The organism is Bradyrhizobium niftali, assembly GCF_004571025.1.
GTDB classification, from domain to species: Bacteria; Pseudomonadota; Alphaproteobacteria; order Rhizobiales; family Xanthobacteraceae; genus Bradyrhizobium; species Bradyrhizobium niftali.
In genome coordinates, this window is record NZ_SPQT01000003.1 from 226,300 (window position 1) to 242,823 (window position 16,524).

At 65.1% G+C, this 16,524-nt stretch carries 14 protein-coding genes; 7 read left to right on the forward strand and 7 right to left on the reverse strand.

Annotation, left to right across the window (positions count from 1 at the left end):
• Positions 1–13: 13 nt before the first annotated feature.
• The 3 genes from gor to rpiA are packed head-to-tail and all read right to left on the reverse strand — an operon-like array spanning position 14 to position 2,682.
• Positions 14–1,402, reverse strand: a complete 1,389-nt coding sequence (gor, locus tag E4K65_RS09835; RefSeq protein ID WP_135173978.1) for a glutathione-disulfide reductase — start codon at positions 1,400–1,402, stop codon at positions 14–16.
• A 33-nt stretch (positions 1,403–1,435) separates the two neighbouring features.
• Positions 1,436–1,954 carry a DUF2059 domain-containing protein gene (locus E4K65_RS09840; protein WP_135173979.1) on the reverse strand — a complete coding sequence of 173 codons (519 nt, stop codon included), beginning with the start codon at positions 1,952–1,954 and terminating at the stop codon, positions 1,436–1,438.
• Between the two features lie 2 nt (positions 1,955–1,956).
• Positions 1,957–2,682, reverse strand: coding sequence for a ribose-5-phosphate isomerase RpiA (gene rpiA / locus E4K65_RS09845; RefSeq protein ID WP_135173980.1), 726 nt, complete (start codon positions 2,680–2,682; stop codon positions 1,957–1,959).
• 155 nt (positions 2,683–2,837) lie between these two features.
• Between rpiA and E4K65_RS09850 the strand changes: the two genes are divergently transcribed.
• The 7 genes from E4K65_RS09850 (at position 2,838) to E4K65_RS09880 (ending at position 9,509) form a co-directional block, all read left to right on the forward strand.
• A complete protein-coding gene (locus tag E4K65_RS09850; protein ID WP_135173981.1) occupies positions 2,838–3,530 on the forward strand; it encodes an HAD family hydrolase in 693 nt (230 codons plus the stop codon).
• Positions 3,531–3,667: 137 nt separating this feature from the next.
• The gene (locus E4K65_RS09855) at positions 3,668–4,153 is read left to right on the forward strand and encodes a hypothetical protein (protein WP_135173982.1); all 486 of its coding nucleotides are present in this window, start codon (positions 3,668–3,670) and stop codon (positions 4,151–4,153) included.
• Between the two features lie 109 nt (positions 4,154–4,262).
• Positions 4,263–5,297: a GTP 3',8-cyclase MoaA gene (gene moaA / locus E4K65_RS09860; RefSeq protein WP_135173983.1), complete on the forward strand. Its 1,035-nt coding sequence runs from the start codon at positions 4,263–4,265 to the stop codon at positions 5,295–5,297.
• Between the two features lie 292 nt (positions 5,298–5,589).
• The gene (locus E4K65_RS09865) at positions 5,590–6,129 is read left to right on the forward strand and encodes a TRAP transporter small permease subunit (RefSeq protein ID WP_011086532.1); all 540 of its coding nucleotides are present in this window, start codon (positions 5,590–5,592) and stop codon (positions 6,127–6,129) included.
• On the forward strand, positions 6,126–7,727 hold the full coding sequence (locus E4K65_RS09870; RefSeq protein WP_135173984.1) for a TRAP transporter large permease: 1,602 nt from the start codon (positions 6,126–6,128) through the stop codon (positions 7,725–7,727). Before E4K65_RS09865 ends, E4K65_RS09870 begins: the two co-directional genes overlap by 4 nt.
• A 121-nt stretch (positions 7,728–7,848) precedes the next feature.
• The gene (locus tag E4K65_RS09875) at positions 7,849–9,135 is read left to right on the forward strand and encodes a M20/M25/M40 family metallo-hydrolase (RefSeq protein WP_167770688.1); all 1,287 of its coding nucleotides are present in this window, start codon (positions 7,849–7,851) and stop codon (positions 9,133–9,135) included.
• 137 nt (positions 9,136–9,272) lie between these two features.
• Entirely contained in the window at positions 9,273–9,509 is a 237-nt protein-coding gene (locus E4K65_RS09880; protein WP_135173986.1) for a hypothetical protein, read from the forward strand.
• Between the two features lie 185 nt (positions 9,510–9,694).
• On the opposite strand, the gene E4K65_RS09885 is transcribed toward E4K65_RS09880, so the two are convergent.
• From E4K65_RS09885 to E4K65_RS09900, 4 genes are all read right to left on the reverse strand, one after another.
• Positions 9,695–10,783, reverse strand: coding sequence for a TRAP transporter substrate-binding protein (locus tag E4K65_RS09885; protein WP_135173987.1), 1,089 nt, complete (start codon positions 10,781–10,783; stop codon positions 9,695–9,697).
• A gap of 151 nt (positions 10,784–10,934) precedes the next feature.
• Complete coding sequence (locus tag E4K65_RS09890; RefSeq protein ID WP_135173988.1) at positions 10,935–12,293, reverse strand: sensor histidine kinase; 1,359 nt, start codon at positions 12,291–12,293, stop codon at positions 10,935–10,937.
• Between the two features lies 1 nt (position 12,294).
• Entirely contained in the window at positions 12,295–12,969 is a 675-nt protein-coding gene (locus tag E4K65_RS09895; RefSeq protein WP_027544547.1) for a response regulator transcription factor, read from the reverse strand.
• A gap of 191 nt (positions 12,970–13,160) precedes the next feature.
• Positions 13,161–16,514 (reverse strand): DUF7379 domain-containing protein, encoded by a 3,354-nt coding sequence (locus tag E4K65_RS09900; RefSeq protein WP_135173989.1) that lies wholly within the window; start codon positions 16,512–16,514, stop codon positions 13,161–13,163.
• Positions 16,515–16,524: the final 10 nt, after the last annotated feature.

Genomic DNA, 16,524 nt, shown 5'->3' on the forward strand with positions numbered 1-16,524 from the left:
GACGGTAGCGCCCCTACTCCGCCGCCTGACGCACGTGGCGCGCGGTCGGGGTGCGCATGGTGACGAGTTCTTCGGCCGCGGTCGGATGCAGCGCAAACGTCGCGTCGAAATCGGCCTTGGTCGCCTTCATCTTCACCGCGATCGCGACCGCCTGGGTGATCTCGGCGGCGGCGTCACCGACGATGTGGCAGCCGAGCACGCGGTCGGATGAGCCGTCGACGACGAGCTTCATCAGCACGCGGGTGTCGCGGCCGGACATCGTCGCCTTGATGGGACGGAACGTCGTCTTGTAGATGTCGACGTGGCTGAACTGCGCGCGCGCTTCGGTCTCGGTCAGACCGACGGTGCCGACCTCCGGCTGCGAGAACACCGCAGTCGGGATAGAGGAATGATCCACCTTCACCTCGCGCTTGCCGAACACGGTGTCGGCGAACGCATGCCCCTCGCGGATCGCGACCGGCGTCAGATTGTGGCGATGGGTGACGTCGCCGATCGCATAGATGCTGTCGACCGAGCTCTTGGAGAAATGGTCGACCGCGATGCCGCCGTTCTTCGGATTGATGGCGACGCCGGCCTTCTCCAGGCCGAGATTGGCGACGGCCGGATGGCGGCCGATCGCAAACATTACCTGGTCGGACGCCACGCTCGAGCCGTTCGACAGGTGCGTGGTGAATTCCTCGCCGTGGCGATCGACCCTCGCCACCGTGCAGCCGGTGAGAATGGTGATGCCCTGCTTCTCCATCTCGCTGCGAACGTGAGCGCGGACATCCTCGTCGAAGCCGCGCAGGATGTTGTCGCCGCGGTAGATCACGGTGACGTCGGAGCCATAGCCAGCAAAGATGCCCGCGAATTCCAGCGCGATATAGCCGCCGCCCTGGATCACGATCCGCTTCGGCAACTTCTTGAGGTGAAACGCCTCGTTGGAGGAGATCACGTGCTCGATGCCGGGGATCGAAGCGCCGTGGTTGGGTGCGCCGCCGGTGGCGACCAGAATGTACTTCGCCGTGACCTTCCTGTCGTTCTCGAGCAGGCGGACGGTGTGGGCGTCCTCGATCACCGCACGGCTCTTGACGATCTGCGCGCCGGACTTTTCGACATTCGTCGTGTAGGCCGCCTCCAGCCGCGCGATCTCCTTGTCCTTGTTGGCGATCAGCGTCGCCCAGTCGAAGCTCATGGACGGGATGGTCCAGCCGAAGCCGGCGGCGTCCTCGATCTCGTGACGGACATGCGAGCCGATCACGAACAGCTTCTTCGGCACGCAGCCCCGGATCACGCAGGTGCCGCCCATGCGGTACTCTTCCGCGATCGTGACGCGGGCACCGTGGCCGGCCGCGATTCGGGCGGCGCGCACGCCGCCCGAGCCGCCGCCGATGACGAAAAGGTCGACGTCGAATTCAGCCATTGTCCACTCCGACCTTCCTGCCTCGCGTCCTCGTCACATTTCCTTGCCGCGCTTCTTCATCTCGGCGCGAAACGCGCTCGCAATGGTTTCGGAGAAACTCTGTGCCCAGGAATTCATGACCTTCATGCTCTGGTCGATGGCGCGCGGCTCGGCTTCGATCAGCTTCTTGCCGAGCGGCGACTTGTAGAAGGTGACGAGGTCCTTGAGCTCCTGCTCGCTGAACTGGGCGGCATAGGCCTGCGCCATGCCTTCGCCGATCTCCTTCTCGCGGCCGGCCAGCTGCTGCGCCACGACCGGCGCCAGCTCGTTGAGGTCCTTCTGGTAGTTGAGGTTCTGTCCGATCAGCGTCGCCTTGACCTTCTCGACCATGCCGGGCACCGCGTTCGCGTACATCGCGGTGGCGTTCTTCATGCTCAGGATTTCCCTGGCCGACGCGATCGCCGCGGGCGAGGCCTTGGGCGCGGCGGCTTGCTGTGCCGCGGCCGGGACCGCGCCAAAAGCCAGTCCCAAGGCAAGGCCCGCAGCGGGCAGCAACTTCAAAACGCTCTTCATTCCTAGTCTCCTTTCGGCTTTCGCCGTTCAATCACGCGAATTCCCTCGCCGCCCGCCAGAACAGCCGAGCTGGCCAAGCCGATGAACAACCCATGCTCGACCACGCCTGGGATCACGCTCAACGCCTTGGCGAGGCCGGGCGGATCGACAATTCGTCCGAGCTGGGCATCGAGGATCCAGTGGCCGCCATCGGTGACGAAAACGTGGCTGTCCTCCGCCCCGCCCTTGGCCTTGCGGACCGCCATTTGCCCGGAAACGCCGCAGGCGGCAAATGCCGTCTCGATCGCCCGGCGCGTCGCCCCGAGCCCGAACGGGATGACCTCGATCGGCAGCGGGAAGCGGCCGAGCGTCGGCACCCATTTGGTGTCGTCGGCAATCACGATCATGCGATCCGATGCGGCCGCCACGATCTTCTCGCGCAGCAGCGCGCCGCCACCACCCTTGATCAGGTTGAGCTCGGGATCGATCTCGTCGGCGCCGTCGATGGTGATGTCGAGATGGTCGATCTCGTCGAGCGTGGTCAGCGGCACGCCGCAGCGCTCCGCATCGAGGCGCGTCGCCTCGGAGGTCGGCACGCCGATGACCTTGAGCCCGGCCGCGACGCGCTCGCCGAGCAGCTCGACGAAATGCTTTGCGGTCGAGCCGGTGCCGAGCCCGAGCTGCATGCCGTCCCGCACCTCTTCCAGAGCGCGCCCCGCCGCCTGCCGTTTCAACTGGTCCATATTCACGTTTGCGCCCGCCTTTGAAGTCACGAATGCGCCGCCGATCGTGGCCGCTTGCGGCGGCCTATGTAGCCTCGTTTTCCGCGCGGGAACAGGCCTATAAGCTGATCTTATGGCGTCGCCCCTTGCGCCCGCCCGGCCGGACCGATAGCGCTTGGACCATGACCTCCCCTCACACCATCGTCTTCGATCTCGACGGCACGCTTGTGGATACGGCGCCCGACCTGATCACCGCGCTGAATTACGTGCTCGACCGCGAAGGCCTGCCGCCCGTGCCGATGCAGTCGGCCCGCAACATGATCGGCGCCGGCGCCCGCAAGCTGATCGAGCGGGGCCTGGAGGCCGAGGGTCGCACCGTGACGCCTTCGGACATGGACCGGATGACGGCGGATTTCATCGCCTATTACGCCGAGCATATCGCGGTCGAATCCCGGCCTTTCGAGGGGCTGGAGGCCGCGCTCGACCATTTTGCGGCGCAAGGCCATCGCCTTGCCGTCTGCACCAACAAGCTGGAATGGCTGTCCAAGCGCCTGCTGGACCAGCTCGACCTCAGCCGCCGCTTCGCGGCGATCTGCGGCGCCGACACCTTTGGCGTCCAGAAGCCGGATCCGGCCATTTTCCGGGAAACGGTCGCCCGCGCCGGCGGAGAGGTCAAAGCCAGCATCATGGTCGGCGATGCCGGAACCGATGTCGGCGTGGCCCGGCGCGCCGGGGTGCCCGTGATCGGGGTCAGCTTCGGCTACACGGACGTGCCGATCGCCGAGCTGAAGCCGGACCGGCTGATCCATCACATGCGCGACCTGCCGGCCGCAGCCCATAGCCTGATGACGGCGCGGGCCTCGGCAAGCCACTGAAATTCTGTAACAATTCTGAAGATCCCCCGCGTTAACCAACTATTAACTATGCGCATCCCGCCGGTTGCCTGCCCCAGACGACGCTCCTAAGGTCGGCCCGGGGATGTGGCGGTTCGTCGCAGTAGAAGTGGATGGTCATGCGTCGTGTCAGCGCGATTGCGTTAGCGGGAGCGAGTCTCCTGGGGGCAACTTGTCTTGGTGGCTGCTCCTCGATGTCCTGGGACATGTTCAAGTCGGCGCCGCCGACGGTCCAGGTCCAGCTCGAATCCAGCCCTCCGGGGGCTGACGCCAAGACCTCGCTCGGCCCGGGCTGCAAGACCCCCTGCTCGGTCTCCGTTCCCGCCCCCGATGCCCCGTTCACGGTTGCTTTCGCGCTGCCCAAGTACCAGCCGGCGAGCATCCCAGTGAACATCATCAAGAACCCCGGCGATCTCACCACGCCCGCCTCGGTCACCACCGATCCGAATCCGGTGTTTGCGGAACTCCAGCCGGCCACCCCGCCCAAGCCGGTGAGGAAGCCGCACCGGCCGAAGAAGCCGAAACCGGCCGCAGCCGCGCCCGCAGCAGCCGCACCGGCCGCCGGAGACTCGCCCTTCCCCGATCCGAACGCGGGCAAGCGCTGACCTCCGTTATCGCCCCCAATTGTCCTCAGGCACCGCGATGCTTAGATTGCTTCGAGGGCACCGTTGAAGCAAAGATGCGCCCGTCGCCGTCAGTGACAAGGCATTTGGTATGAACGGATCTTCCGCGAATCCCCGCGCAGCGCTGTCGAGCGCCATGACCGATCCGTTCGGGCGGACCATCAGCTATTTGCGTGTCTCGGTCACGGACCGCTGCGACCTGCGCTGCTTCTACTGCATGTCGGAAGACATGACGTTCCTGCCCAAGGCGGACCTGTTGACGCTGGAGGAGCTCGACCGGCTCTGCTCGGCCTTCATCGCCAAGGGCGTGAGGAAGCTGCGGCTCACCGGCGGCGAGCCGCTGGTCCGCCGCAACGTGATGACGCTGGTGCGCTCGCTGTCGCGCCACCTGTCGAGCGGCGCCCTCGGCGAGCTGACGCTGACCACCAACGGCACGCAGCTGGCAAAGTATGCCCGGGAGCTTGCCGATTGCGGCGTGCGCCGCATCAACGTCTCGCTCGACACGCTCGATCCCAGGAAGTTTCGCGAGATCACCCGCTGGGGCGAGATCGACAAGGTGCTGGAAGGCATCGAGGCCGCGCGCGCCGCAGGACTCGCCGTGAAGATCAACGCGGTGGCGCTGAAGAACCTCAACGAGGAGGAGCTTCCCGAGCTGATGCGCTGGGCGCACGGCAAGAACATGGGCCTGACGCTGATCGAGGTCATGCCGATGGGCGAGATCGGCGCGGGACGGATCGACCAGTATCTGCCGCTGTCGCTGGTGCGCGCGCGCCTTTCCCAGCAATTCACGCTGACGGACCTCGCCGAAAGCACCGGCGGCCCGGCGCGCTATGTCAGCATTGCCGAGACCGGCGGCAAGCTCGGCTTCATCACGCCGATGACCCATAATTTCTGCGAATCCTGCAACCGGGTGCGCATTACCTGCACCGGCACGCTGCACACCTGCCTCGGCCACGAGGATGCCTCCGATCTGCGCAAACCTCTGCGTGCATCGGACGACGATATGCTGCTTGCGGATGCGATCGACCGCGCCATCGGGCTGAAGCCCAAGGGCCACGATTTCATCATCGACCGCCGCCACAACCGCCCCAGCGTCTCCAGGCACATGAGCGTCACCGGCGGCTGAAGATCGGCCCCTCCCCGCCAACCTAAGCTTTTGACGGCGCGTCAATTTGTCCATTTTCCGATTGACGGCACGTGAAGCCACTGATTTGGTGCGACCGCCTTTGCTTGCCCGGCAACATAAGCCGGCCCGCCCGTTGGCGGTCGCGGTCAAGACGGCAAGGCACGAGGGGAGGACTGACGCCGCAATCGCTCCGGAATGCAATCCGTGCGGTCGTGTGCATCTTGCACGCGAGCCGAGCGATGTGTGCTGAAGCCTCCCGTGAAGTGTTAGGCCGCGACGGAGAGAAAGTAAGATGCGTCCATTGCTGGCGCTCAGCAACGCCATCGACGCCCTCAACGAAAAGATTGGGTACGTCTGTAACCTGCTCGTGCTCCTGGCGTGCCTGGTCAGCGCGGCCAACGCCATGATCCGCTACGCCTTCAACGACTCGTCGAACGGCTGGCTGGAGCTGCAATGGTACATGTTCGCCATCCTCGTGATGTTCGGCTCGGCCTACACCTTCAAGCGCAATGAGCATGTGCGGGTCGAGATCTTCTACCTGACCCTGTCCGAGCGGGGCCAGCTCTGGCTCGACATGATCGGCACGCTGTTCTTCCTGATCCCCTCCTGTCTCCTGCTCGCCTATCTGTCCTGGCCGTTCTTCATGCAGGCCTATAGCGTCGGCGAGACGTCGGCCAATGCCGGCGGCCTGATCCGCTGGCCGATCAAGTTCGTGATCCCCGCCGGCTTCGTGATGCTGGCGCTCCAGGGAGTTTCCGAAGTCATCAAGCGTATCGCGGCTCTCCAGGGCTATGTGACGATCGACGCCAAGTACGAGAGGCCGACCCAATGATTACGCTGGAGATGATGCCGCCGTTGATGTTCGGCGGCCTGGTTCTGGCGATGCTGATCGGCTTCCCCGTCGCGTTCACGCTGGCGGCCGTCGGCCTTTCCTTCGGCTTCCTCGCCATCCATCTCGGCTTCTTCGATCTCAACTTCCTCCAGGCGATTCCCGGCCGCGTGTTCGGCAGCGTGCTCTCCAACGAGCTCCTGCTCGCGATCCCGTTCTTCACCTTCATGGGCGCCATATTGGAGAGATGCGGGCTGGCTGAGGACATGCTGGATTCGATGGGCCAGCTGTTCGGCCCGATCCGCGGTGGTCTCGGCTATTCCGTCATCATCGTCGGTTTCATCCTCGGCGCCATCACCGGCACGGTGGCGGCGCAGGTGATCGCCATGGCGCTGATCTCGATGCCGGTGATGATCCGCTACGGCTACAACATGCGCTACATCACCGGCGTGCTCGCGGCCTCCGGCACGATCACGCAGCTGGTGCCGCCCTCGCTGGTGCTGATCGTGCTCGCCGACCAGCTCGGCAAGTCGGTCGGCGACATGTATCTCGGCGCCTGGGGCCCCTCGGTGTTCCAGATCATGCTGTTCGCCGGCTACACTTTCATCCTCGGCCTGATCAAACCGGGCCACGTGCCGCCGGTGCCGAAGGACGCGCGCACGTTGACCGGCTGGCCGCTGTGGAAGAAGTGCCTGATGGGCATCATCCCCTCGGCCGTGCTGATCTTCGTCGTGCTCGGCACCATGATGATGGGCCTTGCCACGCCGACCGAAGCCGGCGCGATGGGTGCCGTCGGCGCCATCGTGCTCGCCGCGATCCACCACAAGGACTTCACCTCGACCGACCGCAAGATCCTGATCCTCGGTGTGATCGCTGCCGGCATCGGCACCATCATCGCGATGCTGTACAGCGAGAATCTGATCTTCAAGCTCGCCTTCGCCCTTACCTATCTGGCGGTGGCGTGGATCTGCATCCGGGCCGCGCGCATCCCCGACCTGCGCGACCTGATCACGCAGGGCTACCAGTCCACCATGCGCCTCACCTGCATGGTCACCTTCATCCTGATCGGCTCGACCTGCTTTTCCGTGGTGTTCCTCGGCGTATCCGGCGGCGTCTGGCTCGAGCACCTCCTGACCTCACTGCCCGGCGGCGTCTGGGGCTTCCTGATCTTCATCAACCTCTTCATCTTCTTCCTGGCCTTCTTCCTCGACTTCTTCGAGATCGCCTTCATCATCCTGCCGATGATCGCGCCGATCGCGCAGAAGATCCTCGCCCCCGTGGTGGGACCGGACGCGGCGCTGATCTGGTTCGGCGTGATGCTCTGCGTGAACATGCAGACCTCGTTCCTGCATCCGCCCTTCGGCTTTGCGTTGTTCTACCTGCGCGGCGTGGCGCCGAAGGAAGTGAAGAGCTCCGACATCTACTGGGGCGCGATGCCCTGGATCGGCCTCCAGCTGATCATGGTGATGCTCGTGATCATCTTCCCGGTCACCGTGACGGGCCTGCTTGACAAGCCCCTCAACGTCGATCTCGACAAGGTCAAGATCGAGGTGCCGCAGATCGAGCTGCCACCGCTGGATCTCGGACCGCCGCAGAAGTAGCGGCCATAACCATCGCCGTCGTGTTCCGCTTCGGCGGTTCATGACGCGCGCGTCCGCGCACGTGACACGCGCCGCGAACACGGGCATACCGGGCCATCCTCCAACTGATGGACCGCCGCGTATGTCCCGATCGCTCCCTGCTCCGCCCCTCACTCCCTTGATCGCATCGCTCTGGTTGGCATGTGCCGCAACGTTTGCGCATGCGGAACCGATGACCGATGTCCAGGCATTGGCGCAAAAGGAGCAGCAGCCGCTGCTCGACACGCTGCGCGATCTCGTCGGCATCGAATCTGGCAGCAAGGACATCGACGGCCTGAACCAGATCGCCGAGCGCGTTGCCGGCCAGCTCAAGCAGCTCGGCGGCACGGTGGAGATTTTGCACCCCACCGACATCTATCGCCTCGACGACACGCCCGAGACAATCGGCCCGGCCGTGCACGCCGTGTTCAAGGGCACCGGCAGCAAGAAGATCATGCTGATCGCCCACATGGACACGGTGTACCTGAAGGGCATGCTGAAGGACCAACCGTTCCGCGTCGACGGCGACAAGGCCTACGGCCTCGGCATTGCCGACGACAAGCAGGGCGTCGCGCTCATTCTCCATACCGTGGCGATGCTCCAGAAACTCAACTTCAAGGATTACGGCACGCTCACGGTGCTCACCAATGGGGACGAGGAGATCTCCTCGCCCGGCTGGCGCAGCACCATCACCAAATTCGCCGCGGACCAGGACGCGGTGTTCTCGTTCGAAGGCGGCGGCACCGACGGCACGCTGCGCCTCGCCACCAGCGGCATCGGCTCGGCCTATCTCACGGTGCAGGGCAAGTCCTCGCATGCGGGCGCGCGGCCCGAGGGCGGCGTCAACGCGCTGTACGAGCTCTCGCACCAGGTGCTGCAGATGAAGGACCTGTCCAAACCCGAGCAGGGCCTGAAGCTGAACTGGACGGTCTCCAAGGCCGGCACCAACCGCAACGTCATCCCGGCCGACGCCGCGGCCCAGGCCGATGCGCGTGCGCTCAAGGTCGCCGATTTCGACGAGTTGCAGAAAGCACTGCAGGAGAAGATCAAGAATCGCCTGCTGCCCGACTCCAGGGTCGAGCTGAAATTCGAGGTGCGTCGTCCGCCGCTGGAAGCCAACGACGCCTCACGCCGCGTCGCGGCCTACGGCAAGACGATCTATGGGGAGATCGGACTGTCCCTCAAGGTCGACGAGAAGGCGACCGGCGGGGGCACCGACGCCGCGTTTGCCGCGCTCAAGACCAGCGGAGCCGTGGTGGAGGGCATGGGCCTGTCGGGCTTCGGCGCGCACTCCAACGATGCCGAATATGTGCAGATCAACAGCATCGTGCCGCGGCTTTATCTGGCCACGCGCATGATCATGGACCTGTCCACGGGCAAGCTGAAATAACGGCCGGATGCCAAACCCGAGCCCACCGCCGGTGAACGCCTGATCCCGATGATATGGATCAGTTACTATCCAGGACTTGTTTGCTAATTTGCCGGATATGGGCAAAATTTCTGTTCCGGGACGGAAGGACGAGCTTCATGAGCAGGCCGGTCAAGACTGAAGGCGAACTGATCGCAATGGCGAGGGCGGAATTGAAGGTTCACGCCGACTGCCCCGATGGAATGGCGATTTCCATCGTTCGCGATGGCGACTCCTGGGAGTTTCGAGCCAGTGCGGATCAGGCCATTTCCGATCGGCCCGGCTATCCCGAGTGTGTCGCCATGCTGGTCCAGATCGGCGATCACCTCAGCAAGCAGTACGACGTCGGGGATTAGACCGACCTCGGGCTTCGAACACGCGCGTCGCGATTTCACGACACGTATTCGATCACCATCGTCAGACCAACTGCGACGCCATCACGACAAGCAACGGAACTGCCGTTTCAAGGAACGGCAGCGCGCTTCGACAGCAGCGCCCCGAAGCCGTCGCTTCGGGGCGCTGCGCGCGACAGATGGCGCGATCAGCTCTGCGACCGCCGCGCCATGAAGATGTCGTAGCCGACCTCGGCGACCTGGAACCAGGCGTAACCATCGCCGGTGAACTTGGCGAGAGAGTCGTGGACCTTCTTGAAGTTGGCGTTGGTCGCACCGACTTCGGCGTGCAGCTCCTTGGCGGCCTTGTAGCAGGCCTCCATGATCGGCGGCGAGAAGGCGTGCAGCTTGGCGCCGCCCGCGAGCAGCTTCTTCAATGCGAGCGGATTGGCTGTGTCGTAGCGTGCCATCATGTAGTTGTTGGCGTAATGGCCCGCCTGCTCCAGCACGCTCTGGTAATATTTCGGCAGCGCATTCCATTTGTCGAGATTGACGAAGGCGAGCAGCATCGGACCGCCCTCCCACCAGCCGGGATAGTAGTAGTGCGGCGCGATCTTGTAGAAGCCCAGCTTCTCGTCGTCATAGGGGCCGACCCATTCGGCGGCGTCGATGGTGCCCTTCTCCAGCGCCGGATAGATGTCGCCGCCGGCGAGCTGCTGCGGCACCACGCCGAGCTTCTGGAGCACGCGACCGGCAAAGCCGCCGATGCGGAATTTCATGCCCTTGAGATCCTCGGGCGTGTTGACCTCTTTCCTGAACCAGCCGCCCATCTGGCAGCCGGTGTTGCCCGCAAGCAGCGAGACGACGTTGTAGCTCTTGTAGAACTCGTTGAGGACTTCGCGCCCGCCACCCTGCATGTACCAGGCCTGGTTGATGCGCATGTTGGGACCGAACGGCACGGCCGAGCCGAAGGTGAAGGTCGGGTCCTTGCCGAAATAATAGTAGGACGCGGTGTGGCCGATTTCGCAGGTGGCGTTCTGGACGGCGTCGAGCACCTGGAGGCCCGGCACGATCTCGCCGGCCGCGAAGATCTGGATCTGGAATTTATTGTCGGTCGCCTCGGCGACCATCTTGCACATCATCTCGGCGCCGCCAAAGAGCGTGTCGAGCGATTTAGGCCAGCTCGTCGGCATGCGCCATTTGATTTCCGGCATCGACTGCGCGATCGCGGGAGCCGCGAGCGTGGCGGCGCCGGCCGCACCAAGTCCTGTGATCTTGATGAAGTCTCTTCTTTTCATGATTTCCTGCCCTGATGGATCGTGATTCTGGGCCTTCTTGCCGAGGCTTGGACGCCAGCATGGAACATTGCGGCGCCGATTTCCATCCGGATCAGGGGGCGGGAGAGGAAATGGCGGGCCTTGCCGCCATTTCAATCCTACGACTTTAGGCTCAGACGGCGGCTTGCGTCATGTCCGCCAGCCTGAAGCGCAGCGTGAACTCCGCGCCGCCGCCGGGAAGATTCTCCACCGCAACCGTCGCGTCATGATCGGCCGCCACGCCGCGCACGATCGACAGGCCCAGGCCCGCGCCGTCGCTGCGCTGGCGGTCGGCGCGCCAGAAACGCTGGAAGATCAGCTCGCGCTCGGCGTCCGCGATGCCGGGGCCGCAATCGCGCACGCGCACCACGCCGTCGTCGCCGACCTCGACGTCGACGGACGTATCCTTTGCGGTGAACTTGATGGCGTTTTCGGCGAGATTGAAGATCGCGCGCTGGAGCATCTCGGAATTGCCGTGGACCAGTACCGGCGCATCGGTGCCCTTGAGTGCGATGTCCTTGTGCTGGGCGAGCGCGAACGGCGCGATCGCGCCGACCACCTCGGTGCAGACGGCGCGCAGATCGGCGGTCTCGCCGGGATCGAGCACCAGCGTGTCGAGCTCGGCGATCTCCAGCAGCTGGGCGACGATGCGGCTCATGCCTTCGATGTCGGCATGCAGCGCCTGCCGCGCCGCGCCGTCGCCGAGCGTCTCGATCCGGGTGCGCAGGATCGCGAGCGGCGTTCGCAATTGATGCGCGGCGTCCGCGGTGAACTGGCGCTGCACGCGAAAGCCGTCCTCGAGGCGATCGAGCGCCTGGTTCACGGCGGTGACGAGCGGCATGATCTCGCGCGGGATCTGCTCCGTCGGCAGGCGGATGTCGGTGCGCGCCGGGCCGATATTGCTGGCCTCCTCCGAGGCCTTCCATAGCGGCGCGACCGCGCGGCGGAAGATGATGATGTCGGTGGCGAGCAGGATCAGCAGGATCGGGATGGTGATCCACCCGACCCGCCGGAAGAAGTTCGAGATGATGTCGTCGATGATGACGTCGCGATGCGAAAGATCCTCGGCGACGCGAATGCGCACCGTCCTGCCCTCGATCACGCGGCTGACGCCGGCACCGGAAATCGTCTCGGACAAGCGTGGCGGGGCGGTATCACCGGTCTTTCGCCGCGACGAGAACAGCACGCGTCCGTCGGCATCGCGAATGTCGTACTGGTAGCGGCCATAGGCTTCCGAATAGAGGCCCCTCAGACTGTCGGGCAGATTGAACGTCAACGTGCCGTCCGCCTGCGGGACGATGCGCTCGGCGAGCACCTCGGCCTGGGCGCGCATGGCGTCGCGATGCAGCTGGTCGACCTCGGAGTTGAGCAGCCAGAACAGCACCAGCGGCAGGAAGATCGCAACCACCGCGACCGCGACGATGTGCAGGAACACGATGCGTGAGATCAGCGATTTGAACGTCGGCCTGGCGAATGACCGGGCGGCGGACACGCTATTTCTCCTCGGCCATGAGATAGCCGACGCCGCGGATGGTGTGGATCACGACCTTGGCGCCGTGTTCGCTGAGCTGCTTGCGCAGCCGCGAGACGTAGACCTCGACGGCGTTGGAGGCGACTTCGCCCTCGAGGCCGAAGATGTGGTCCTCGACGTTCTTCTTCGGCACCACCCGCCCCTGCCGGCGCAGCAGGATCTCGAGCACCGAGGCCTCCCGGGCGGAGATGATCCGCGGCTGGTCGTCGATGAATATCTGGCGGCTCTCGGTGTCGTAGACGAGGTTGGCCAAACGCAGCGAGCGGCCGAGCAGCTGGCCCGGCCGGCGCAGGATCGCCTCCAGCCGCGCCACCAGCTCCTCCATCGCGAACGGCTTTGCGAGATAGTCGTCGGCGCCGCTGCGCAGGCCGTTGACGCGGTCCTGCAAGCCGCCGCGCGCGGTCAGCACCAGGACCGGCAGCGGCTCCATCTGCCGGCGCAGCTCGCGCAGCACCGACAGGCCGTCGCCGTCGGGAAGGCCGAGGTCGAGGATCATCGCGGCATAGCTGACGCTGCCGACCGCCTCGCGCGCCTCGGCCGCGCTGCTCACGATGTCGCTCTCGTAGCCGGCCGCCGACAGCCCGCTGGCAACCAGCCGCGACAGCTCGGCATTGTCCTCGACGATCAGAAGGCGCATCGCATTTCCCGCCGGATGTTCCGGTGTCACAGCACGGCTCGCGCCGCATCCGTGCTCTCTTCCCCCATTCGTCCGGTTTCGGCCAGCGAAAAAGCGCCGGGCAGGCCGGCCTCCCGCCCCTGTCAGGTCCATGTAAGCCGGTCCGGCGCGAGCTCGGGACGCAGAGGGCGACGGATGGATCCCGGCTCCGGCTAGGGAGCTTCCGAGGCGCGCGCGAACGGATTGCCATACACGGAATAGGCCAGCCAGGTCAGTTCCTTCCGGTTCTTGGCGGCCTCGCGCGCGGCGCGGACGGCATCAACCAGCGCATCGCCCTGCTTGAGCGAACGATAGAACGCCTCGGCAAAGCTGTAGGCCAGCTTGTCGTCGACCGACCACAGCGCGCCGACCAGCGCGCCCGCGCCGCGTTCGGAGTACGGCCGCAGGAATGCGTCGACAAAACCGGCGACACCTCCGCCGATGCCGCGCCCGGCGCGCCCGGTCTGACAGGCGTTGATGAAAACCATCGGATTCGGCCCGCTCTCCGCGAAGCGGGCAAACGCCTTGACCTGATCCGCCGAGAGCGAGTCCTGCGCAAAATTGCCGTCAACCTCGGTGCCCGTCATCAACAGGTCGGCCGTCATCACCGCGCGCTGTGCCGCCTCGCCATGGCAGGCAAAGTGCAGCACGTCGCATTCCCTCGCATCCTTCTGCAGGAAGCTGGTCACGGCGATGCTCTCGGCCGGCACCTCGCGCGGGCTGCCGAAGAGCTTGACCAGCATCTGACGCTCGGCATCGGCGCCTTCGAGCCGCAGAGCAGGATCGACATAGGCCGGGATCACGTAGCTGACGCGATCATTGCCCATGGCGAGCTGCGGACCAGGCCACGGCGTGCTGTGCAGCCAGCGCACCAGCCCCCATTCCGCGAGGAAGCCCTTCCCGTCAGGTCCGGACTTCCGGTCGTTGATGTAGAGCAGCTCCCAGGGAATGAACGGCTCCTCCGAGATGACCTGGATCGCGCGGATCGCATCGCGGTGGGTCCACAACGCCTCGCGGACCCTGTCCGGCAGCAGCTCGTTTGCCATGACAATTCCGTTCGCCTGCAGGCGCGACAGGAACTGGTCGTACAAGCGGTTCGTTGCAAGCCATGAGCTCTCGATGCCCTTGAATATCTCCGCAACATAGACATCGCGGGAGAAGCCGCCCGGAAGCGTGCGCGATTCCGAAACCGCGATGTTCGGGTCGACGCAGGCAAGGTCGAAGCGCAGCGTCACCTTGCCGCTCTCCACGATCTCGTAGATCCGCAGCACCGCCGGCTCATCCGGATGTGCCGCCATGGCCTGTCCGACCTGGCCCCGGCGCAAGGTCTTGCTGTCGGCGTCGACGAACACGGGGGCCAAGGCAAATGACGCGAGAATGCGCGGGCCCTGCCGTGCTTCGACAAGGATGTCGGCCGCGCCTTCCGCGGCGCCCTCCACGACGAACCGGAGTGACTCCGCCCTCCGGTCCTGCGGCGTGTCGATCTCGACGGTGGTGTCTCCGATGACCCGGCAATTCTTGCGCGCGATGATTTCGACGACGATCTTGCGAGCCGTATCGACGTTGACCGGCGCATCCAACGCGGCCGAGGCCGGGCTCTCGGCGGCCTGGATCTTCTGTCGGGAGACCGTGACGAACAGCGGGACCGGCTTCTTCGGCGGCGGGTGAGACTCGATCTCAGCAGCGAAATAGCAGGCGGCGGTTCGTGACCCGGGCGACGTCGATGCCGGGGGCGGCGTGTCAGTTGCGGCAGGCGCCTCCTGTGGCCCGGGCGGCCTGGCCGAAGGAGCGGAGCGCGATCGCGTCCGTCGCAATGTGAGCGTGTCCGACATGGAGCCGGATCCGCCCCCCTCCGGATCGCGCGCAGCCAAGCTGGATTCCTGCAGGCGTTCGACGATGGACGCCACTCCCCGCCTCGAGCGCCGCGGCGGCGCCTGCAGGTCGATTTGCTCCGGGACCCGATCAGGACGAGGTTCACCAATATCCAGCCACTCGGTCAATTTCGAGGGCACGATATCCGTCGCAAAATACGTGGTGTGAAAGACGTCGTCCGTATCGCCGAAAGCAAACGTCGCGTCCTTCGCAAGGCGCGGGCCACGGGTCCCGAACGACGTCATCGACGCCGTATCCACCACCAGATCGTTGTCGAGCTGGAACAGGCGATTTGTCACGCGATCGGCAATGAACTCGGCGAACTCCTTCGTCACGCCCTTGTCGGGTGCAACCTGCGCGACGAAATTCGACGTGATCGCATAATAGGCTGCGAGCCTGTCGAGAGGACCGGCCGCTCCGTTCAGCTCCCTGACGAGATCGCTTGTTGGCCGCATCGCGGCAAGTCCGGGCACCCGGCCCTCGTCGATGGCGACTTCGGAAAACGTCTGGACGAAACGGCCGACGGTCTTGATCCCCTGCGACACGACGGGGCTCAGCGCAGCCCCTCCTGCGAGGAATGAGACCGCGCGGACGCCGGCCATGATCCCGTTGGTGTAGAGGTCGATCATCGCCGCCCAGTTCTCGGGCTCGGCCAGATGCGTTCCGGCATTGGTGCAGCCGACAAAGACGGCCTTGCCGAACCGGATGTCCGGCCGCTTGTCCGCAAGCAGGTTTTCGGCCACGCGGTAGACCAGTGCGCCGCGACTGTGGATGACGGCGTCGATCGAGGACTTCTCGGGAATGTCCAGCGCCTGCAGCGCGGCAACAAGAGCGGCCGCATTCTCTCGGGGGGCTACGGTCAGCGTCTTGTGATCGAAGCCGAGGACGGCGTCGTAATGCGCGCTGGCCTTCGACAGGAACGTCTTCCCGCCGTCGGAACCGGCAAGCTGCGCGAAGCCGCTCGCCGTCGACGAGAACGTGCCATGCACCATGAGCAGGATCTTCAGCGGGCGGTCCTGCGGCAGTCGAGGCCGCGCCGAGCGCGCCGGCGTCCATGCGGCCGGATCGAGCCCGGCCATCACCACGATGCCCTCTTCCCTGTCCCCCTCGATATAGTCGGTCGCCACATCGATCGCCGTTCGGGCGGCAAACTTCAGCACGTAGGCACGGACCGGATCGATCAGCTTGTCGGACACCCAGTCGAGAACAGGGCCGCGCTTGCCGCTTGCGGCGGGCGTTCCGCGCGCCGCCCCCCTCGTCCCGGCCGTCAGAGGAAATACCAGAACCTGTCCACCTCCACGCCGCCTTGCCGGTTGGCCCGCCGGCTGCGGATAGGTCCAGGCATAGACACCGCCTGCTCCCTCGATCAGGACCATCGCCCTTTCGGACGGACCGACTTCGACCTCGATCTGCGTCGGCGTCGACGCGTCCCGTCGCAACGCGCGCGTTCCCGGACGCGTCGGCACCATCTCGACTTCGGCGGCGATGGTGAAGTCGGACGCCGACAACGCCCCCCTGAGCTGATCGGCACCACTGATCTGGCTAGCAGTCCCACGGCGAAATCCCCGCCGGACAGGACCGTCCTGAACGATCCTGATTTCGACATCGTCGGGACTACGAACCACGATCCCGTTCGCTACTTCGAGTTCAGCCATGACTTCCCCC